Raw genomic sequence first — 19924 nt, 5'->3', positions numbered from 1 at the left:
CGTCAGTCCATCCGGTTCTCGGGTGATCGGCGGGGTTCCGGGATCAGCAGCGCGACCGGCACCGGGTCGAACGGGCACGGCGGTTCGACCGGGACGCGGGGCACCGGCAGGTCGTGGTCCATCACGGGCGAATTCCTTTCGTTGTCTCCACCGGGTTTTTCGGGTTTCGCGGCAGCTCGGTTCAGTCGTAGCTTCCCTCCACTGTCCACACTGGATTTTCCGTTCCGGAGCAGAGGACGAGCACCGCCTCCGGCGCCTCGTTTTCCCCTGCCGCGAGCAGCAATTGCAGCCGGGCTTGCTGCGGTCCGGTCGACCGACGGCCCGACGTGGCAGGCCACGGACCGGCCCATCCGGTGATCGGCCGGGGCGGCCCGCCCGCGACGCACAGTCCGTGCGGCGGCGCGGTCAGCCGTTTGCGCGAGGTGAGACCGACTGGCCGTCCTTGCGCGTCGATGACCTGGACTGGCAACGGTTGTTCCAGCACCGTCGCCGGGGACGGGGACGGCAACCGGGCAGGCCACGTGGCGTCCGGCGGTCCGGCAGGTTCCCGCGGATCACCCCACGGAATGAGCCGGACCCGGCTCGCCGGATCGCGTCCGCCGTCGAGCAGCGGCGTGACCACGCCCTCCGGACCGAGCAGACCTTGCACCCGCACGAACGCGCGGCCGGCCCGTTCGGCAGCCAATTCCTCGTCCTCGCCGGGACCGGCGCCGGGATCGCTCCCCCGCCACAGCCCCAGCTGCAATGACCTCCCTTCGACGGTCTCTTCCGGTTCGAGCCGCAACCGCGCGACCCCGGCCGTGGGCCGTTCGCCGGGCGCGGCCTTGAGCCAGCCCTCGAACTGCCACCGGACCCGGTCCGCAACCCCTTGCGGCGTAAGTGGTTCCGCACAACGCCAGACGCGACCGAGCTGCTCACCGTTCTCAGTTGTCGCGTATATACCCAATCGAGTGCATGCGAGCCCGCGATCGGCGAGCGCGGCGTGGAACCGCGCGCCGAGTTTTTTGGCCATGAACGCGGCGACGTCCACCCGGGCAAGCACTGGATCGAACGATTCGGCAAGCGACAGTTCCGGCGGCGGACTGCGGCGCAACGGCGGCCGGTCGGACAGCCCCCGGGCCAGCCGATGCGCGAGCACGCCGGTGCGCCCGAACCGGGCGGCCACGTCCCGCTCGCCGAGTTCGGCGAAGGCGCCGAGCGTGCGCAACCCGAGCCGGACGAGCAGGCCGACCAGATCCGCGCGCTCGGCATCCGGCTGGTCCAGCTCAGTCACCGGCAACGGAGCGAGAAATTCGGCGCTCCGCCCAGGTTCGACCAGCGCACCCTGCCGTGCGGCCAGCGTCGCCGCGAACAGTCCTTCCGCCACGCCGACCTGGCATTCGACTCCCGCCGCCGCGGCCACCTGGTCCACCAGTTTCTCCGCGAGCTGCGGTTCGCCGCCGAAATACCCGGCCGCCCCCGCGACGGGAACCGCGAGCAACCCGGGCCGCACCACTTCCAGCCCGACGACCAGTTCCTCCACCGCCGACGCGACATTCTCGAAAAACCGTGCGTCCCGCGCCTCGTCTACGCCGAACACCGCCAGGTCAGGACACTGGGATTCCGCTTCTCGCCGACGCATGCCGCGCCGGATGTTCCGCGTCCGCGCGACCGCGGTGCACGCCACGACCCGGTTAGCGTGAAACACCGCCGCCGGCTGGGTAAGCACACTCCCCGCCGCGGCGACGGCAGCGACCGCGGGCCAGTCCGGGCACCACAAGACCAGCATCCGCACGGGATGGCGGCGCGGATCCTTATGTCCTTTGTGGACACTTTGGTTCACCCGACCGCCTCTTCCCGCGCCGCGACGCGCTTCTCGCCCCGGGAAACCCGACCGTCCTGGCCAGGAAGAAGCACCGATGCCGACCGAGGACGGGCCGCTGCACCGCGTCCGCGGGCGTGCACTTCGACCGGACGGGAACGGAGGTGTCCGGCGCCGTGCTCGAGCACCCCGGTCCAGGTGCCTGGGGTGCAGTGCAGCTCGACGTCGGCGGAAGGCCAGGGCCCCAGCGAAAGCAGCACGGCCCCGCGATGCCGAGCCCGAGCCGCGAGCCGGCGCGCGACGTCCGGCCGGACTGACCGGGGTTCGGTGACGACGAGGTCGACGCCATCGAGCAAAGCGGCCATCACCGCCGGGTATTCGGCTCCCGGCTGCGGAACCAACGCGAGCCGCGAGACGACGACGCCGTGCTCGGCCGCCGCGACAATCCCCAGCGACGGGGCCCCGACCACCGCCGCCCACGCCCCGGCGGCGGTCGCCTCCGCGAGCAATGCGAACAGCAGCGAGGTGGAGTGGTGAACCGCGACGACGCTTCCGCGACGCAATCCGGCTCCGGGGAGGAGATCGGCCAGTGCTGGAGCCACCGGAAGCATCCGCCCGGCAGCCTGCCCCCAGTCGGCCCGGGAAGCCCGCTCGGCGGCGACGGTGCTGGCAGTGCTGACGCCAGGGAGGGCGGTCAGTTTGGCCAGCGGGTGTGCCGGATCTGCCGGTGAGGGTGGGTCCGTGGGGCGGAGCCGGGTTGGGGGACGGAGTTTCGAGGGCTCGGGGGTTGCTGGGCGCAGTTGGGTCGGCGGGGGCTCGGGGGGAGTTTCCTGGCTGGGCTCAGTTAGCGGGGTGGAAGGAGTTTCCGGGCGCAGCTGAGACGGCGGGGTGAGCGAGCGAAGACGAGTTGGCGGCTCCGATTCAGGTTGAGGCGGCGAATCGCGTTCAGCAGACGAGTGCCCCCGATCGGAAGGCCGTAGTGAATCAGGTCCGCTGGACGCGCGCGAGGCAGTACCGGCGGGGCGAGGCTCGCGGCTGGATTCGGCTGATCGGGCCTGCGAACGAAGCTCGGTGGGCGACCTGGCTTCCGCTGCCTTGCCGGAGGTGGCCGGTGTCCATGGTTCGAACGCTCTGCCCAGCCGGGTGCGGGATCCGTTCTCCCCCATGGAGAACTTCAGGCTGGGGGAACTCGCGGACATCGCGGCGACTGGCGTCCGTTCCTTCGCCAAGGCTTCGAGCGCCGACCATGGCACCAGTACTTCCCACGAGCGTGCCGGCCGCGCCTCCGGCACGCTCGTGGGCGCGGAAGGTTCCGCAGCGGAGAAGATCTCCCGAGATGCCCGCTTCAGCAGAGGTGATTTCCTTGCGGTGCCAAGGAGATCGGTCGTGGCAGAGTCAGCAGGAAGAACGGGGGTGCGCAGGTTTCCGGACACCGCCGAAGAGTCGCTTGTCGCGGAAGCGGCCTCGGCCAGAGCCACCGCGGCGCCCTCTCCCGACACCGCCCCAGTCAAAGCCGAAGTACTGCTCGCTCCCAACGCCGCCCCGGCCGCTTCCGGAACTCCCCTAGCCCCGGAAGCTCCCGACGCCACCCTGACCGCGGACGAAGAACCGTTCGCCGCCGAGGCTCCCCAAGCCATCTCGGCGACGGCCGAAGAACCACCCGCCGCCGAAGCTCCCGCAGCCAAGGCAACAGCGCCGCCCGCCCCCGAAGCCACCCCGGCCAGAGTCGAAGCCTCGCCCGCTTCCCAAAAACCAGCCGAGGCACCGTCCGCGGAAGTCCCTCCAGGCTCACCAGCCGCCCCCGCGGCCGAGAAAACCTCTGCACCTTCCGCGATCTCCGAAGCAAACCCCGAAGAAGCAGCCCCCGAAGCCGCTCCGGTCGTCACCGGTTTCTCCTTCCGCCGGGATTGGCCGACGGTCCGTCCCGGGACAGGTCGTCATACCTGGCCCGGGACGGACGCCGGCACACCGCGGGGAAGGCGGTTCCGCATCCTCATCCGTGCGGAAACCGCACGGTCACCCAACAAATCGCACCCACAACACACCACTGCGCCGAACAGTATCGAACACCCGTTCGACACCACCTAGTCTCACCCGCCCTCCCCCGCCTGTCAAGCGCGCACGGAGAAAGAACCCAGAAGATCACCGGACACCAGGAAAACCGCTCTTTACACTGGGAACCCTGATGAAGACAGGACACATCGCCCTGCGGGGTTTCGCCGAAGCTGACCTTCCGGTGCTCGACCGGTTCTCCACGGACCCGGACGGCGCCGGGACCTTCCAGTGGACGAGGTTCACCGGACCGCAGGCACGGCGCCGGTTCGCCGAGGACGGGTTCCTCAGCCCGGCGTCGAGCGCGGTCGCGGTGACTGTCGACTCGGTCGTCGCCGGGATGGCTACCTGGGAGGCGGCCGACCGGGGCGGGCCTGCCGGCGGGTGCTTCCGGGTCGGGGTCGCGTTGCTGCCTGACTATCGCGGCCACGGCACCGCCGCGAAGGCGTACCAGCTGCTCGTCGACCAGCTCTTCCGGCACACCCGTGCGCACCGGCTCGAAGCCTTCGTCGACAGTGAGGACATCGCCGGGCAGCACACGCTCGAAAAGACCGGCTTCCATCGCGAAGGCCTGCTGTGCCAGGTCACCTGGCGCGACGGCGGTTACCGCGACGAGGTCGTCTACGCGATCTTGCGCGAGGGATGAAAAAACCGGCCGGGACCCGAAAGCCCCGGCCGGTCAGCGAAAAACTCAGTGCGCGAAGTGGCGCGTTCCGGTGAGGTACAGCGTGATCCCGGCGGCCTCGGCGGCGGCGATCACCTCGGCGTCGCGGATGGACCCGCCGGGCTGCACGACGGCTCGCACGCCCGCCTCGATCAGCACCTCGAGCCCGTCCGGGAACGGGAAGAACGCGTCCGAGGCACCGACCGAGCCCTTCGCCCGGTCGCCCGCCCGCGCGACCGCCAGCCGCGACGAGTCGACGCGGTTGACCTGGCCCATGCCGACGCCGACGGTTGCCTGCTCGTGCGCCAGCAGGATCGCGTTGGACTTCACCGCGCGCAGCGCACGCCACGCGAATTCCAGGTCCGCCAGGGTCTGCTCGTCGGCGGGCGAGCCGGTGGCCAGCGTCCAGTTCGCCGGGTCGTCGCCGGGGGCGTCGATCGCGTCGGCGGTCTGCACGAGGACGCCGCCGGAGATCGGCCGGAACTCCACCGGGGACGCGTTCTCGATCGCGGGCAGCTTCAGCAGCCGCACGTTCTTCTTGCGCTGCAAGATCTCCAGCGCTTCCGGCTCGAAGTCGGGGGCGAGCACGACCTCGGTGAACACCTCGGCGATCTGCTCCGCCGCCGCGACGCTCACCGGCCGGTTCGTGGCGATCACGCCGCCGTACGCGGACACCGGGTCGCAGGCGTGCGCCTTGCGGTGCGCTTCGGCGACGTCCGCGCCGACAGCGATCCCGCACGGGTTGGCGTGCTTGATGATCGCGACAGCCGGCTCGGAGAAGTCGAAGGCGGCCCGACGCGCGGCGTCAGTGTCGACGTAGTTGTTGTACGACATCGCCTTGCCGTGAAGCTGCTCCGCGTGCGCGAGGCCCGGCTGCGCGCCACGGTACAGCGCCGCCTTCTGGTGCGGGTTCTCGCCGTAGCGCAGTACGTCCGCACGGTCCCACGTCGCGCCGAGGAAGTCCGGGAAGCCACTGTCGTCCGAAGGCGCGTACGCGTTGGCGAACCACGAAGCGACAGCCGTGTCGTACGCAGCCGTGTGCGCGTACGCCTGCGCAGCGAGCCGCTTGCGGTCCGAGAGTTCGAAGCCGCCCGCGGAGACCTGCTCAAGCACCCACGCGTACCGCGCCGGGTCCACGACGACAGCGACGCTGCCGTGGTTCTTCGCGGCCGCGCGCACCATCGCGGGACCGCCGATGTCGATGTTCTCGACGCAGTCCTCGAAGCTCGCGCCGGACGCGACAGTCGCCTGGAACGGGTACAGGTTCACCACGAGCAGGTCGAACGCCGCGATGTCGAGCTGCTTGAGCTGCGCGACGTGGTCGTCATTGCTCTGGTCGGCGAGCAGGCCGGCGTGCACGCGCGGGTGCAGCGTCTTGACCCGGCCGTCGAACGACTCGGGGAACCCGGTGACCTGCTCGACCGGCGTAACCGGAACCCCGGCGTTCGCGATGACCTTCGCCGTGCCGCCGGTCGACACGATCTCCACGCCGGCCGCGTGCAGGCCGGTCGCGAGCTCGAGCAGGCCGGCCTTGTCCGAGACGCCGATCAGCGCGCGCCGGACCGGGCGCCGTCCCTGTGCTGTGCTCACGAAAACCTCACCTTTCGTCCGTCCACGGTGCACCCACCACGGCCGAGTCGCTCGATCGTTTCAACCAGCAGCCTGCGTTCCACGGCTTTGATCCGCTCGTGCAGGACGTCTTCGGTGTCGTCGGTCTCCACCGGCACCGCCTCCTGGGCGATGACCGGGCCAGTGTCCACCCCGGCGTCGACGAAATGCACCGTCGATCCGGTGACGCGCACGCCCGCAGCCAGCGCGTCGGCGACCGCGTGCATCCCAGGGAACGACGGCAGCAGCGCGGGGTGGGTGTTGATCACGCGGCCCGCGAACCGCGACAGGAACTCCGGCCCGAGGATCTTCATGAAACCCGCGGACACCACGAGGTCGGGCTGATAAGCCGCGACGGCCTCGGCGAGCGCACGGCCCCAGGCGGCCCGGTCCGGATGATCGGCGACGCGCACGGTGAACGACGGCACGTCCGCCCGTTCCGCCCGCGCGAGCGCCTCGATGCCGGTGCGATCCGCGCCGACCGCGACGACGGCGGCCGGGAACCCGGGCTGCCCGGCCGCGTCGAGCACAGCCTGCAGCAGCGTGCCGGAACCGGACGCGAGCACGACGATCTTCACCGGAGTGGGCAGTTCCAAGCGGCTGGCCAGAACGGGCTCCTTGCACGGCGGTACGCCTCGGGCGCACGGCGCTTCACCAGGTCGCCCCAACCCTAACGGTCGTCCTCGGCGGGCTTCGCGTCGCCGGAGTCCTCGGTGGACTCGGTCACAGCGGCCGGCTCTTCGGCGGGGGTTTCGGGCTCGTCCTCCGGCAGGTCGAGGCCCAGTTCCGCGTCGGCCTCGGCGTCGAAGTCCTCGTCGCCCTCAGCCGAGGCCTCGTCGAATTCTTCGGCAGGCTCTTCGGGATCTTCGGAGTCTTCAGCGTCTTCGGATTCCTCGGCCTCGTCCGTATCCGCGACGTCCTCGTCGGACTCGGGCTCGGACTCCTCAGCATCCTCGGACTCAGCCGACTCGGACTCGGCTTCCGGTTCAGGTTCAGCCTCGTCCTCCACCTCGAGCGAGCCCACCGGCTGCATCGGAGCGTGCGCCCCCGCGAAGAAGGCCACGAACCCGGCCGGAATGACGATCCAGCAGAACGCGACGATCGACGCCACCCCGACCGGCACGCTGACCGGGTCGAACGGACCGTCGCCGAGCCGTCCGCCGGCGAGCGTGCCCAGCAGCACGCAGCCGAATCCGACGACCGCGCCCGCGACGACCACGACCCGCAGCCGCGCCGCCGGGTCCTCGTCCACCGCGCGGACCGACCAGCCGACCAGCACGCCGACCGCCAGCGGCAGCACCAGCAGCACCGGCCACCACGACGCGGCGTGCTCGGGAATGCCGCCGAGCAGCGGAACCCCGGGGACGGAACCGCCGCGGTAGCCGATGAGGTGCACGTCGAGACTGCCGATGCTGAATCCGGGTCCGCTCACGAACGACATCGCGGCGACCACGGCGTTCGGCAGGTACAGCGCGGAAAGCAGGAACAGGCCGAAGCTGCTCCCGAACGACGGCTCGAACAGGCTGGACACCGTGCGTGCGGACAGCGCCGTGGCGGCGGTCAGCGTCAGCGCGCCAGCGGCCAGCAGCGCGAACAGTCCGAGCAGGCCCGCGCGCAGGCCGCGAAGAGCCAGCGGATCGAGCCGGTCGGCGAGCACCCGCGGCATCCCGAACCGGCGAAGTACCCCGCCGGTGGCCGCGAGTCCGGAGATCACGGCAGGCACCACCGCGGCGAGCCAGAAATTCGCCCGTACCGGTTCGCCGATCGACAGCAGCGAAATCAGCACTCCGAACAGCAGATGGGCGCCGGAAATCGTGGCGATCAACGGGACCGCGTGCCGCAGCCTGGCGCAGCGAAGCCGTCGCACGGCCTTGGCCGCCGCGCGCGCGACCAGCAGTACCACCCCGATCGTCGGCAGCAGCGGCAGCATCCCGAGCGGATGGCCGCCGATCCCGAGTTCGACCTGGTAGGCGGCCAGCCAGCCAGGTCCCGCCGACAGCAGCACGCCGCCCGCGGAGAAGACCGCGTACTGGGCGGTCAGGGTGACGAGCGCGAGCAGCGTGGCGACCACCGCGTAGCCGGTGACGAGCGGGCCGAGCGCCGCGGCGAGCAACACCCGGAACCGGGGAACATCCTGGTCAAGGGAGTCGCCCACCGGCTCGTCGCCCGCGGGGCGTCCGGGACTGGTGAGCACCTGCATGTCCTCGACCATGACATCCGCACTCGGCCGTCCGGGTGAGGCACGCCGCCGGGCGGACGTGGCGAATCCAACGCCCACCCGGTCGTGGCACCGGGCCAAGAAAAACACCCGCTGTGACACGGAGAGTCACAGCGGGTGGGTGATGCGAAGGGGTTTCAGCCTTGCTGTCCGAAACCTCCGGGCGGCGTGCCCGGTTTGTTCTGGTCCGCGGGCGGCTGGAAGAACTGGCCCTGCTGCGGCGCGTACGTCGTGGCCTGTCCGCCCGGCGGCGGAGTGGCGGGCGGCTGCTGCCCCGGAGCGGGCGGCTGCTGACCCTGCTGACCGGGAGCCGGCTGGTACTGCGTCGGCTGGTACTGGCCCTGCTGGCCGTAGGGCTGCTGGTACGCCGGAGCGGACGGCTGCGGCGTCGGCGGCTTGAGCACGTTGTACTCGAACAGCAGCACCGCGACCGACGCGGCCGCCTGCAGCAGACCGAGGATCAGCACCACGATCACGATGGCGGACGACCGCCCGGAGATGACGGCGTCGAGCGCGCCCAGCCCGCCGACCACGCTGAACAGCGCGGCGAAAGGCAGCGTCTTCGGCCCCTTGGGCAGCAGGCTCAGCGCCGACAGCAAACCGCCGACGAGCAGGAACAGAATGGGCTGCCCGGCCGTGCCCGCCTCGGAAGCGAAGCCGAGGAAGTACTGCACCAGGCCGAGCCCGGCCACGCCGAGGGACAGCAGCAGCGGAAGGTTCGGCGGCGCACCGGCACCCGCGGCAGGCGGACCCTGCTGCGGCTGGGGCTGCTGCGGGAACCCGCCCGACGGGGGCGGTCCCTGGGACGGCTGGCCCTGCTGAGGGTAGCCGGGCCCGCCACTGGGGAAGGTCATCGGAAGCTCTCCTGTCTCATCGACCGGCGGTTCGGGATCTTGAGGCACCCGGGGTGCACCGGCGGCGTCCCCCGCTCACGAGTGACTGCACGCTAGCGCATCCGCGCTGGGCGTCCGCGTCGTTGGACGCACCGGACACCGGATCGGTTGCGGGCGGAAACGACGGAGGCCGGGCACCGTGTCGGTGCCCGGCCTCCGCCAGTGGAGTCGCTGCTGGTCAGCCGAGGCTGTTGTACAGCTCCCGGGCGAGAACCGCGGTCTCGCTCGGGGTCTTGCCGACCTTGACGCCGGCGGCCTCGAGGGCCTCCTTCTTCGCCGCGGCGGTGCCGGACGAACCGGAGACGATCGCGCCCGCGTGTCCCATCGTCTTGCCCTCAGGGGCGGTGAAGCCCGCGACGTAGCCGACGACCGGCTTGGTCACGTTCTCCTTGATGTAGGCCGCGGCCCGCTCCTCGGCGTCGCCGCCGATCTCGCCGATCATCACGATGACCTTGGTGTCGGCGTCCTTCTCGAACGCCTCGAGGGCGTCGATGTGGGTGGTGCCGATGACCGGGTCGCCGCCGATGCCGACAGCGGTGGAGAAGCCGATGTCGCGCAGCTCGTACATCATCTGGTAGGTCAGCGTGCCCGACTTCGACACGAGACCGATCGAGCCCGGGCCGGTGATGTCGGCCGGGATGATGCCCGCGTTCGACTTGCCGGGGCTGATCACGCCGGGGCAGTTCGGCCCGATGATCCGGGTCTTGTTGCCGGTCGCGACCGCGTGCGCCCAGAAGTAGGCCGAGTCGTGCACCGGGATGCCCTCGGTGATGACGACGGCCAGCGGGATCTCGGCGTCGATCGCCTCGATGACCGCGTCCTTGGCGAACTTCGGCGGCACGAAGATGACCGACACGTCGGCGCCGGTCTCCTTGATGGCCTCCTCGACCGTGCCGAACACGGTGAGGTCCTTGCCCTCGACGGTGACCGTCTGGCCGGCCTTGCGGGCGTTGACGCCGCCCACGATGTTGGTGCCGGACTTCAGCATCTTGGTCGCGTGCTTCATGCCCTCGGAGCCGGTGAGCCCCTGGACGATGACCTTGCTGTTCTCGTTGAGGAAGATCGACATCTCACGCACCTGCCGCGGCGAGCTCGGCAGCCTTGTCGGCCGCGTTGTCCATTGTGTCCACCACGGTGACCAGCGGGTGGTTCGCGTCGGCCAGGATCTGGCGACCCTCGACGACGTTGTTGCCGTCCAGGCGGACGACCAGCGGCTTGGTGGCCTCGTCGCCCAGGATCTTCAGCGCCTCGACGATGCCGTTCGCGACCGCGTCGCAGGCGGTGATGCCGCCGAAGACGTTCACGAACACGCTCTTCACGTCGGTGTCGTTGAGGATGACGTCCAGCCCGGCCGCCATGACCTCGGCCGACGCGCCGCCGCCGATGTCGAGGAAGTTGGCGGGCTTCACGCCGCCGTGCTTCTCGCCCGCGTACGCCACGACGTCCAAAGTGGACATCACGAGGCCCGCGCCGTTGCCGATGATGCCGACCTCGCCGTCGAGCTTGACGTAGTTGAGGTTCTTGGCCTTGGCCTTCGCCTCGAGCGGGTTCTCGGCCTGCTTGTCGACGAGCTCCTCGTGCGCCGGGTGGCGGAAGGAGGCGTTCTCGTCGAGGGTGACCTTGCCGTCGAGGGCGATGATCTTGTCCTGCGGGTCGCGGACCAGCGGGTTGACCTCGACCAGGGTGGCGTCCTCGGAGACGAAGGTCTCCCACAGCTTCACCACGACGTCGGCGGCCTCGTCGATGATCTCGGCCGGGAAGTTGCCCGCCTTGAGGATCTCGAGCGCGGTGGCCTTGTCGACGCCCTTGATCGCGTCGACCGGGATCTTGGCGAGCGCGTCCGGGCGCTCGACCGCGAGCTGCTCGATCTCCATGCCGCCTTCGGACGACGCCATCGCGAGGAAGGTGCGGTTGGCGCGGTCGAGCAGGAAGGAGAAGTAGTACTCGGACGCGATGTCCGAGGCTTCCGCCACCAGCACGCGGTGCGTGATGTGGCCCTTGATGTCGAGGCCGAGGATGGCTTCCGCCTTCTCCTTCGCCTCGTCGGGCGTCTGGGCCAGCTTGACGCCGCCCGCCTTGCCCCGGCCGCCGACCTTCACCTGCGCCTTGACGACGACCTGGGTGCCGATCTGCTCCGCGGCGGCCTTGGCTTCTTCCGGGGTGCTTGCCACGGCGCCCGGCAGAACCGGTACTCCGTGGGCGGCGAAGAGATCCCTCGCCTGGTACTCGTAGAGGTCCACTACTCCAGTCTCCTGACGACACGCCACTGTGGTGGTCCGTTTTCCGGACCGCGCTGTCGGACCAGTCGAGGTTAGCGACCAGCGCAGACGCAGGGGACGCCGCACCTGGTGAAGTCGGTCACCGTGCGCGGTCAGAGGGTGTGCCGAGGGTGTGAGACCGCCCACCGACAAGCATTTCAGCGGCCTTTTCGGCGCTTTCGGAGCCCAACTCGATCACTGTGGTGCTGGAGAGCGCTTCCGCGAGACCTTTGGGCGCGGGACCGCCGAGGAGGCCCAGAATGTCTGGATCCTCCTGTTCGGTGGTGCGCACGATCTTTTCCGCCGTGTCGAGGTGTCCTACGTGGACGACTTCGAGACCGGCGTCGCGCAGCAATCGCGCCAACGGAATCGCCGCGGTTTCTTCGGCCAGCTCGACGAGGACGACGCGCCGCGGACTCACTTCTTCGCACCGGCGGCCGCGATGACAGCGGTGATCACTGCCGACGCTGTCGCGGCGAGCCCGAGCCAGAAACCCGCACCCGGCTTCGCGGCGTAGAACAGGATGCTGACCAGCGGAATCTCGGCGACGCGCAAGGCAAGGAGCAGTGCCGCTCCAACCAGTCCCGCCGCCGCGGCACCCGGCCGGGAACGAACGCTCAACCCGAGCGTCCCGAGAACGACGAGCAGCGCGGCGAGCAATCCCCACGACGGAGTGTCGAAATCGGACCAGAGACCGGGCGGCGCGTAATCCTGCGCGGTGAACACCGGCGTGCCGAACGCCGCGATCGCCAGCACCGCGGTGATTCCGGCAGGAATGAGCGCGGCGGATCGCGCCCCTTCGGTACCGGTGTCATCGCGTTCCACGACGCCGGTGATCACCGCGGCCAATCCGGTAAGCCCGGCGAGACCGAGCGCGATCGCGGTGAAAACGGCACCCGCGCCGAGGTGATAACTGATCGCGCCGCCGAGCCCGCCGAGCCCAGTCGCTTCGGAGGCGGTGATAGCCGTGCTGAGAACCGCCGTTCCCGCGAGAACGACGCCGGCCCACAACACCGCGAGAATTCCGCGCGCGACCGGCGCGGTGCGGCGGGAGAGGAGGAAAGGTGTTGGCAGCACGACAAGAATTGCCGCGACCAGCAGTTGCAGACGAGCCGGACTGTCCGTGCTGTTGCCGAGCTGCGGAGCGTACGCACCGATCGCCGCCGCGACCCCGGTCAGCAACGCGAGCAGCCCGGTGAGCGCACGCCAAATGGTGAGCCCGGGGACGCGAGCCTCGCCGGCCAGGTCGGTGCGCTCGGTTTGCGTCTGCTGCGGTGTCGCAAGTGGAGTGAGGACGAGGACCAGCACCATCGGCACGACGGCGAGATACGCGCCCGTCGAGACCTCCAGCCCGGGCACGGCGAACCCGGCGACCAACGTCGGCACCGCGACGGCAAGCACCGCCGCGACAATCCCGCCGAGCGTCCCGCGAGCGACACCGTCAGAGCCGGCGAAAACCCCGAGCACCGCGGCGACCGGCAGCGCACCGGCGAGGAGAAGGTACCCGGCGAGCGCCAGTCCCGGGCCCTCGAATGCTGACCGCGCAAGGAGAAACGGGTCGTCCGAGAGGACCGGGGTCATCAGCAATCCGACTGCGGCGACGACGGCGAGCAGCGGAATGATCAGCCGCCACCGGCGTTTGTCGTCGCCGCCAGCGATCTCGTTGCGCTCCAGCACGACGCGCGCGGCCACTATTCCGGCGGCGAGCGTCAGCAGATGGCCGACGATCAGCAGCCAGAACCCGATGCCGACACCACTGCGGTCGAGCAAGCGGTCCGGGAGGTACAGCTCGGGGCGGATGGTTTTGGAGCCGTTGACGAGGAATTGGAGATCGAGGATCAGCCTCCCCGGCGCGAGCGCGGCGAGTCCGGTGACGAGACCGGCCGCCAGTCCGTAGCGGCCGCTTCGGGCTGCGGCGACCGCGATTCCGGCTGGGACGACGGCGAGGATGACGAGAAGCGGCCAGGAGAGGTAGCCGGGTCCGGCGTCCGGTGAGACCGGGGCGATGGCGCCTGCGGCCAGGGCCAGGGAGCCGACGGCGAGGAGGGCGGTCGCGGCTTGGAGCCTTGGGGAGGGGGGTTGGTCGGTTAGGTCTAGGAGGGTCTCGCCTTTACGGCTTGTGTCTCGACGGCTTGCGTCTTCGCGGTCCGCGTCGCGACGGTCTGCGCTTCGGCCGTTTGCGTCTCGGCGGTCAGCGTCCTGGCGGCTGGGGATGGTCCGGGGCGCAGACCTCTGCTCGTCAGGGATGGCGGCAGGCTTCCGGCTGGCCAGACCTGCCTCGTCACGCTGTTGCCCGGCGGCAGGTTCCCGGCTTGCCGGGCTTTCCGCAGCGGACTGGTCGCGGTCGGCTGAGCTTTCAGCGGAAGTCTCCTCGCCACGGCTAGGCGAGTCGGCGGGACTTGCCGACGTCGGCTCGGTGCCGCCGGGCGAGTCCGCCGAATGTCCGGCAGGGTCCGTCCTGCGGCGACGGGACGAGTCGGCGGGGCTGTCGGCGGGATCCGATTTCGCGCGGTCGGCGTCGCGGCGGGCACGGGCTCGGGCGGCGGCCTTGCGCTCGGCGAGGCTGGGACGCCGGGGTCCGGCGGGACGGCCCGGGGTGTCCGGGGCGGAATCGCCGTCGGAAGGCTCTGGGGTCGGCGGAGTCATCGCTCGCGACGCTAGCAAGGACCGGCCCCGGCGCGGGGACAGCAGGGCCGCCTCGACCAGGCCGGAACGCACTTCCAGGTGAATTCGCCGCGGGATGAACCTTTGGCCGTTCCCGCGCGTCTGACGGGTGCGAAGAAAAAATTCCGCCGATCCGCGTAAGAGGGGCGCGGGCCGGAGGTCTCGACGGCAAGAGGGACTGGAGTGCCGGAGGGAGCGTCGGGAAAAAACTTCGGGGAAGTCGCGTAAGGGAGTGGCGTTCGGGGCGTCACTCCGGCACGGGGCGAAGCACGAGGACACATCGCGGGGGCGATGGACGAGGTCGGATGCCTGTTCGTGGCAGGCGCCCGACCCGGTCGCGGAGGGGAGCCGCGGCGGGTGCCGGAAGGTCGTGGGGACGGCCTGCCGGGACCGAGATGGAGGGGCCGAGACCTGCCGGGGAGGGCAGGTGAACGGCCGCGTCGCGGAGGGAGCCGCGAACTCCGTTCCTGGCAGGCCGGGGAGGACCTGCCAGGAACGGAGACGGCCAGTGCCTGCCGGGACAGGCAATCAGGCCGGGTCGCGGAGGGGACGGCGACAGGCTCGGCAGATCGTGGGGACGGTCGGCCGAGATCGGGGACAGGGACGGCCGGGGCCTGCCGGGGAGGGCAGGTAACCGGCCGCACCGCTAAGAACCCACTGGGCTTGCCGTGAGTGACCGGCATCACAAGATTCGCCGTGAAACTGCTTCAACGCACCGGGGTGGCCGGTTATTTCGTCCGCGAGACCGCCGGGAGGGCCTTCATGGGCGTTGGGCCATCCGAAGGTATGTGACTCAAGCCACAAACGGCGAAGTAGTTTCCGATTAACTTTGGGTAGTTTCCACAGCTAGACGCGCGATGCGCGCCACTCGTTCGGCCGAAAGCCCGGTCGCGTCTTGCTCATTGAGGCGCCGCTTCGTTACTGTCCTGCGGTCCCCATTACAGTCAGGTCACGAAGCAGGACGCTGAGCGAATCACCCCCGAGGTTCGTTCACGGGATCCCCCGCCCGAGTCCGTTTCCGCCCGGCTCCCCGACGATGGAAGGCCCTGTCTTGGCTTCACACCGCTCCCCCGGCGGCCAAGCCCCTTCCCCGGCGCTGAAAGACGCACTGGACGGTGCAGTCATCCGCGTCCGGGGGCAGCACCGCATCGCCCCGCCCTCCTCCGCGCTTCGCGGACGGGTCGTGGTCGCCGCCGTCGCGGCTGGCGCGTTCGCCGCAGCCGCCGCCGGGCAGACCCTCAAGTCCACCAGCGGCGGAGATTCCGACGCCGCGGTCACCCCGCTCGCCAACGCACAGAACGCGAGCGCCTCGTTCACCCTCGGCAGCGCGGGCTCCGGGGGAGCTCCCGAACTGCTGCCGGCCGGGCACGCCGTCGACGCCTCCGCCGAAGCCGCGAAGATGGCCGACAGCGCCAAGGTCACCAAGGCCCGCGTGCAGGCGGAAACCGAAGCCGCGCGCCAGGCCGCCGAAGAGGCCGCCCGCCCGAAGACCTGCATGCCCGCTCACGGCACGTTCACCTCCGGCTTCGGCGCCCGCTGGGGCACGAGCCACCTCGGCATCGACATCGCCAACTCGATCGGCACCCCGATCTACGCCGCCTCCGACGGCACCGTCATCCAGGCAGGCCCCGCCAGCGGTTTCGGCCTCTGGGTGCGCATCCAGCTCGACGACGGCACCATCCAGGTCTACGGCCACATGAACAGCTTCTCCGTCCGCGAGGGCCAGAAGGTCAAGTGCGGCCAGCAGATCGCCGAGATCGGCAACCGCGGCGAGAGCACCGGCCCGCACCTGCACTTCGAGGTGTGGCAGGACGGCACCAAGAAGATCGACCCGCGCCCGTGGCTTGCCGCCCGCGGCGTGAACGTCTGAGCCAGACCGCATTTCCTGTTCGCCGGGCGATCGGCGCAGTGGTGCCCGCCGCCGCGCGGGCACCATCGACTGAGTTTGGTTCGTACGGATCCTTTCTTGGCTGCTCGTAGTGGAAACGCCTTTGTGCGTGAGGAACTCTGGCGGCGCGTGTCATCGCGAGGCCTGGTGTCGACAGGCTCGTCCGTGAACTGGGATTCCGTCGGTTAGTCGCACCGCATGGCCATCGGCCCGAACAATCGGCGACGAGTTCCAACGATCTCTGCCCGGCCTGAGCGAGACTTTCAGCTGTCAGGCGATGGCGTCACGGATCGCTGCCCGGCAGGCGACGGACGAAGTAGGCGACTGCTACCTGCCACACTGTGCACAGGTCCGCGCGTCTTCGCCATGGCATCCATCGCGCGAGTCCCTCGTCAGCGCGCGATGTTCCTCCGCAGACGACGCATCTGCCGTCTGGTCCTAATGCGTGCTGTCTCAGCAGCGCGCGCCATGCTGCGGCCAGCCGTGCCACATCCCCTGGCACGTCCCGAGCTGGCCAAGCTGCCGTCCCCACAGCAACCGTCCCCGCGACTCTCCTCAAGTACTCCTGTACCCCAGCGGCAAATACCCCAAACAGCACCGCGTCCATCCCTGCGTCCCTTCCATAGCCTACCGCATTTCATCGAACTTGTGTTCGATGAACTCAGTATGCCGGAGGGGACCGACAAGATCGGTGGGTTCGCTGGGGAGTTCACTCGGTCCGGCGAAAGATGTCCCGGACGGGGCGGGCAGGCGTCCGACACCGGGCAGGAGTGGGCTGCGGCAGGAGGCTGGGAACAGGCGGAAGCCGCGCAGGGCCCCGGGCGACGCCGAGTTTTGGCACCGCCAGCGGGAAACTAGGGCGAGTGGACCTGTACCGGAGGACGACGAGGAAGGCTTCGCGGGGAGGACGGCTCGCGGTACCGACAGGGGTGGCCTGCCACGGCTGGAAGCATCACGCGCGAGACGTGCGGGGCTGACGCCTGGAGAGGCAATGGGAGCTGAGGGGCGACGTTGCGCGAAAGGCAGCGTGGAGCCCAGAGCAGTGCTGCGGTGTTGGCGGCGGCCAGTGCTCACTGTGGCGAGTCAGCTTGGACAGTCCCTCTGGCGCGCCGGACTGCGGAGAATCGGGCCCACGGCACGGCACGGCACGGCACGGCACGGCACGGCACGGCACGGCACGGCACGGCACGGCACGGCACGGCACGGCACGGCACGGCACGGCACGGCACGGCACGGAGGATCAAACCACCGAAGCCGCGTCAGCCGTAACAGTCACAGCAGCCGTAGCCGCAGCCGCAGCCGCTGGCGGATCAAAACTGCAGCAGCCGTAGCCGCCGCGGCCGAAAGTGTCGTAGCCGAAGGCTCAGCAGACCTCAGAGTTTGACCATCGGCACACTGCCGATCAGCATCAGCCGGACCTTCCCGGAAGCTCCGAAGTCGATCGTCGCCGTCGCGCGGGGGCCGATGCCGTCGCAAGAAATAACGGTGCCCAGGCCGTACTTGTCGTGGCTTACGCGGTCTCCGACGTCCAGTTTCAGCGCCACCGTGTCCTTCCACGCCTTGCCGAACGGCGAGCTCGAGGACGTCGACGACGAGGAGGACCGGCGGCCCCACGTCGTCGCGGCTCGGGGGCCTGACGAGGAACCGGACGAGGAGCCGAAGTTGCCGAAGCCTGGGGAGGACGGTTCCAGGCGGCGCCAGTCGACCAGGTCCGGTGGCAGCTCGTCCAGGAAGCGGGACGCGGGGTTCATCTGCGGCTGTCCCCACGCCGACCGGGTGAGGGCGCGGGATACGTAAAGTCGTTGCCGCGCACGGGTGATCGCCACGTAGGCCAGGCGGCGTTCTTCGGCCAGTTCAGCCGGGTCGCCCAGGGCGCGCATGTGCGGGAAGACTCCGTCTTCCCAGCCGGTGCAGAAGACGACCGGGTATTCCAGGCCCTTGGCGGTGTGCACGGTCATCAGGGTGACCACGCCCGCGCCGCCGTCGCCTTCTTCGCCGCCGTCTGGGGACGGGATCGAGTCGGCGTCTGCGACGAGCGAGACTCGTTCCAGGAAGGCGGGCAGAGAACCTGGGGCGGGGACGCCGTCGTCCAAGACCAGTTCCGCGTTTTCGTCGTTGGTGACCTCGGCGGTGAACTCGGCGAATTCGCGTGCCACCGTCACCAGTTCGGTGAGGTTTTCGACGCGCGACGCGTCCTGCGGGTCGTCCGATTCCTCGAGCTCCGCGCGGTAGCCGGTGCGCTCCAGGACCGCTTCGAGCAGGTCGTGGACCTCGGTGCCGGACGACGCCATCTCCTGCAGTTCGTCCAGCAGCGTCACGAAGCCGGTGATCGCCTTGGCCGAGCGCGGGTTCAGCAGCGCCACCTTGTCGTCGACCGCGTCGCGCAGTGCGGCCCAGAACGAGATGCGCTCCCGTTCCGCGTGCGTCGCCACGACTGCTTCGGCTCGGTCGCCGATGCCGCGCTTCGGGACGTTGAGAATCCGCCGCAGGCTGACCGTGTCATCGGGATTCGCGAGGACGCGCAGGTACGCGATCATGTCCCGCACTTCGCGCCGTTCGTAGAACCGCACGCCGCCGACGACCTTGTACGGCAGGCCGAGCCGGATGAAGATTTCCTCGAACACTCGCGACTGGTTGTTGGTGCGGTAGAACACCGCGACGTCCGAGTAGTCCGCCTCGCCCTTCTCCGCCAGCGAATCGATCTCCCCCGCGACGAACGCGGCCTCGTCGTGGTCGTTGTCCGACACGTAGCCGACGATCTTCTCGCCGTCGCCCGAATCGGTCCACAGCCGCTTGGCTCGCCGGTTGGGGTTGCGGGCGATCACCGCGTTGGCCGCGGACAGGATCGTTTGCGTGGAACGGTAGTTCTGCTCCAGCAGAATCGTGTGCGCGTTCGGGAAGTCGCGTTCGAATTCCTCGATGTTGCGGATGGTCGCGCCGCGGAAGGCGTAGATGGACTGGTCCGCGTCACCCACCACGCACAGTTCGGCGGGCTCGATCCCGGTGTCCGTGGCTTCGGTGCCGGCGAGTGCGCGCACCAAGGTGTACTGCGCGTGGTTGGTGTCCTGGTACTCGTCGACCAGGACGTGCCGGAAGCGCCGCCGGTAGTACTCCGCGACGTCCGGGAACGCTTGCAGCAACGACACTGTCCGCATGATCAGGTCGTCGAAGTCGAACGCGTTCGCGCTCGCCAGCCTGCGCTGGTACTCAGTGTAGACCTCGGCGACCCGCCGCTCCAGGTCGTTCGCCGCCTTCGAGACCGCGTCGTCCGGATCGACCAGCTCGTTCTTCAGGTTCGAGATGTGCACCGCGAGCGTGCGCGCGGCGTACTTCTTCGGGTCGATGTCGAGATCGCGCGCCACGAGCGTGATGAGCCGCTTCGTGTCGTCCGAGTCGTAGATGGAGAAACTCGACGACATGCCGAGCGTTTTCGCCTCGCGGCGCAGGATCCGCACGCACATCGAGTGGAACGTGGACACCCACATCGCGTTCGCGCGCTTGCCGACGAGCGCCGCGACGCGTTCGCGCATCTCGGCGGCGGCCTTGTTGGTGAACGTGATCGCCATGATCTCGCCCGGATGCACGCCGCGCTGGCCGAGCAGGTAGGCGATCCGGCGCGTGAGCACGCGCGTCTTGCCCGATCCGGCTCCCGCGACGACCAGCAGCGGACCTCCGGCGTGCGTCACCGCCTCGCGCTGGGCGGGGTTGAGGTCCTCGAGCAGGTCTGCGGTTCCCGGCCGGGCAGCGCGGGCGGGCGGGTCTGCGGGGAGATCGAAGAGGGTGTCCATCGTCTGTCAACGCTACCCCGGGGGTACGACAGTCCCGGAACAGCCACGGGTCGGCCTGCGCTTCCGGACGTACGCCGCAGTGTCGCCTCG

At 69.8% G+C, this 19924-nt stretch carries 15 protein-coding genes; 3 read left to right on the top strand and 12 right to left on the bottom strand.

Features of this window, described 5'->3' with window-relative positions:
* Positions 1-2: 2 nt before the first annotated feature.
* From WA670_RS34840 to WA670_RS34830, 3 genes are read right to left on the bottom strand one after another with little or no spacing between them, the layout of a single operon-like run.
* Positions 3-125: a hypothetical protein gene (locus tag WA670_RS34840; RefSeq protein WP_336160475.1), complete on the bottom strand. Its 123-nt coding sequence runs from the start codon at positions 123-125 to the stop codon at positions 3-5.
* Between the two features lie 56 nt (positions 126-181).
* Positions 182-1768, bottom strand: coding sequence for a DNA polymerase Y family protein (locus WA670_RS34835; RefSeq protein ID WP_336160473.1), 1587 nt, complete (start codon positions 1766-1768; stop codon positions 182-184).
* A gap of 50 nt (positions 1769-1818) precedes the next feature.
* Complete coding sequence (locus WA670_RS34830) at positions 1819-2412, bottom strand: hypothetical protein (RefSeq protein WP_037816176.1); 594 nt, start codon at positions 2410-2412, stop codon at positions 1819-1821.
* Positions 2413-2872: 460 nt separating this feature from the next.
* On the opposite strand from WA670_RS34830, the gene WA670_RS34825 reads away from it, so the two are divergent.
* Together WA670_RS34825 and WA670_RS34820 are read left to right on the top strand one after the other, a co-directional pair.
* Complete coding sequence (locus WA670_RS34825; RefSeq protein WP_336160471.1) at positions 2873-3889, top strand: hypothetical protein; 1017 nt, start codon at positions 2873-2875, stop codon at positions 3887-3889.
* Positions 3890-3986: 97 nt separating this feature from the next.
* Positions 3987-4499, top strand: a complete 513-nt coding sequence (locus WA670_RS34820) for a GNAT family N-acetyltransferase (protein ID WP_336160469.1) — start codon at positions 3987-3989, stop codon at positions 4497-4499.
* 45 nt (positions 4500-4544) lie between these two features.
* Here WA670_RS34820 and purH read toward each other — a convergent pair whose 3' ends face one another.
* The 8 genes from purH to WA670_RS34780 all read right to left on the bottom strand — a co-directional run bounded on the left by purH (position 4545) and on the right by WA670_RS34780 (position 14140).
* A complete protein-coding gene (gene purH, locus WA670_RS34815) occupies positions 4545-6107 on the bottom strand; it encodes a bifunctional phosphoribosylaminoimidazolecarboxamide formyltransferase/IMP cyclohydrolase (RefSeq protein WP_134731442.1) in 1563 nt (520 codons plus the stop codon).
* Positions 6104-6721 (bottom strand): phosphoribosylglycinamide formyltransferase, encoded by a 618-nt coding sequence (purN, locus tag WA670_RS34810; protein ID WP_336160467.1) that lies wholly within the window; start codon positions 6719-6721, stop codon positions 6104-6106. The genes purH and purN overlap by 4 nt, the downstream gene beginning before the upstream one ends.
* Before the next feature lie 74 nt (positions 6722-6795).
* Positions 6796-8337: a cell division protein PerM gene (locus tag WA670_RS34805; RefSeq protein ID WP_336160465.1), complete on the bottom strand. Its 1542-nt coding sequence runs from the start codon at positions 8335-8337 to the stop codon at positions 6796-6798.
* Positions 8338-8480: 143 nt separating this feature from the next.
* A complete protein-coding gene (locus WA670_RS34800) occupies positions 8481-9197 on the bottom strand; it encodes a DUF5336 domain-containing protein (protein WP_037816180.1) in 717 nt (238 codons plus the stop codon).
* A 217-nt stretch (positions 9198-9414) separates the two neighbouring features.
* Complete coding sequence (gene sucD, locus WA670_RS34795) at positions 9415-10305, bottom strand: succinate--CoA ligase subunit alpha (protein WP_037816181.1); 891 nt, start codon at positions 10303-10305, stop codon at positions 9415-9417.
* A gap of 1 nt (position 10306) precedes the next feature.
* On the bottom strand, positions 10307-11476 hold the full coding sequence (gene sucC, locus WA670_RS34790; protein ID WP_134667608.1) for an ADP-forming succinate--CoA ligase subunit beta: 1170 nt from the start codon (positions 11474-11476) through the stop codon (positions 10307-10309).
* 118 nt (positions 11477-11594) lie between these two features.
* Entirely contained in the window at positions 11595-11915 is a 321-nt protein-coding gene (locus tag WA670_RS34785) for a hypothetical protein (RefSeq protein ID WP_134731446.1), read from the bottom strand.
* Entirely contained in the window at positions 11912-14140 is a 2229-nt protein-coding gene (locus tag WA670_RS34780) for a hypothetical protein (protein ID WP_336160462.1), read from the bottom strand. The genes WA670_RS34785 and WA670_RS34780 overlap by 4 nt, the downstream gene beginning before the upstream one ends.
* Positions 14141-15341: 1201 nt before the next feature.
* Here WA670_RS34780 and WA670_RS34775 point away from each other — a divergent pair.
* Positions 15342-16028 (top strand): M23 family metallopeptidase, encoded by a 687-nt coding sequence (locus tag WA670_RS34775; RefSeq protein ID WP_037816184.1) that lies wholly within the window; start codon positions 15342-15344, stop codon positions 16026-16028.
* A gap of 1391 nt (positions 16029-17419) precedes the next feature.
* Here WA670_RS34775 and pcrA read toward each other — a convergent pair.
* Positions 17420-19834 (bottom strand): DNA helicase PcrA, encoded by a 2415-nt coding sequence (gene pcrA, locus WA670_RS34770; RefSeq protein ID WP_037816185.1) that lies wholly within the window; start codon positions 19832-19834, stop codon positions 17420-17422.
* Positions 19835-19924 lie beyond the last annotated feature (90 nt).

It is taken from the genome of Amycolatopsis sp. VC5-11 (assembly GCF_037034185.1).
Classification (GTDB): Bacteria; Actinomycetota; Actinomycetes; order Mycobacteriales; family Pseudonocardiaceae; genus Amycolatopsis; species Amycolatopsis nivea.
This window is presented reverse-complemented; position numbering and strand designations above follow the sequence as displayed.

What these genes read in the sequence shown, in the direction of transcription:
- WA670_RS34835 (WP_336160473.1), bottom strand. Translation starts at nt 1,768, where the DNA reads ATGCTGGTCTTGTGGTGCCCGGACTGGCCCGCGGTCGCTGCCGTCGCC.
- WA670_RS34830 (WP_037816176.1), bottom strand. Translation starts at nt 2,412, where the DNA reads ATGCTTCCGGTGGCTCCAGCACTGGCCGATCTCCTCCCCGGAGCCGGA.
- WA670_RS34820 (WP_336160469.1), top strand. Translation starts at nt 3,987, where the DNA reads ATGAAGACAGGACACATCGCCCTGCGGGGTTTCGCCGAAGCTGACCTT.
- WA670_RS34805 (WP_336160465.1), bottom strand. Translation starts at nt 8,337, where the DNA reads ATGGTCGAGGACATGCAGGTGCTCACCAGTCCCGGACGCCCCGCGGGC.
- WA670_RS34800 (WP_037816180.1), bottom strand. Translation starts at nt 9,197, where the DNA reads ATGACCTTCCCCAGTGGCGGGCCCGGCTACCCTCAGCAGGGCCAGCCG.
- sucD (WP_037816181.1), bottom strand. Translation starts at nt 10,305, where the DNA reads ATGTCGATCTTCCTCAACGAGAACAGCAAGGTCATCGTCCAGGGGCTC.
- WA670_RS34780 (WP_336160462.1), bottom strand. Translation starts at nt 14,140, where the DNA reads ATGACTCCGCCGACCCCAGAGCCTTCCGACGGCGATTCCGCCCCGGAC.
- pcrA (WP_037816185.1), bottom strand. Translation starts at nt 19,834, where the DNA reads ATGGACACCCTCTTCGATCTCCCCGCAGACCCGCCCGCCCGCGCTGCC.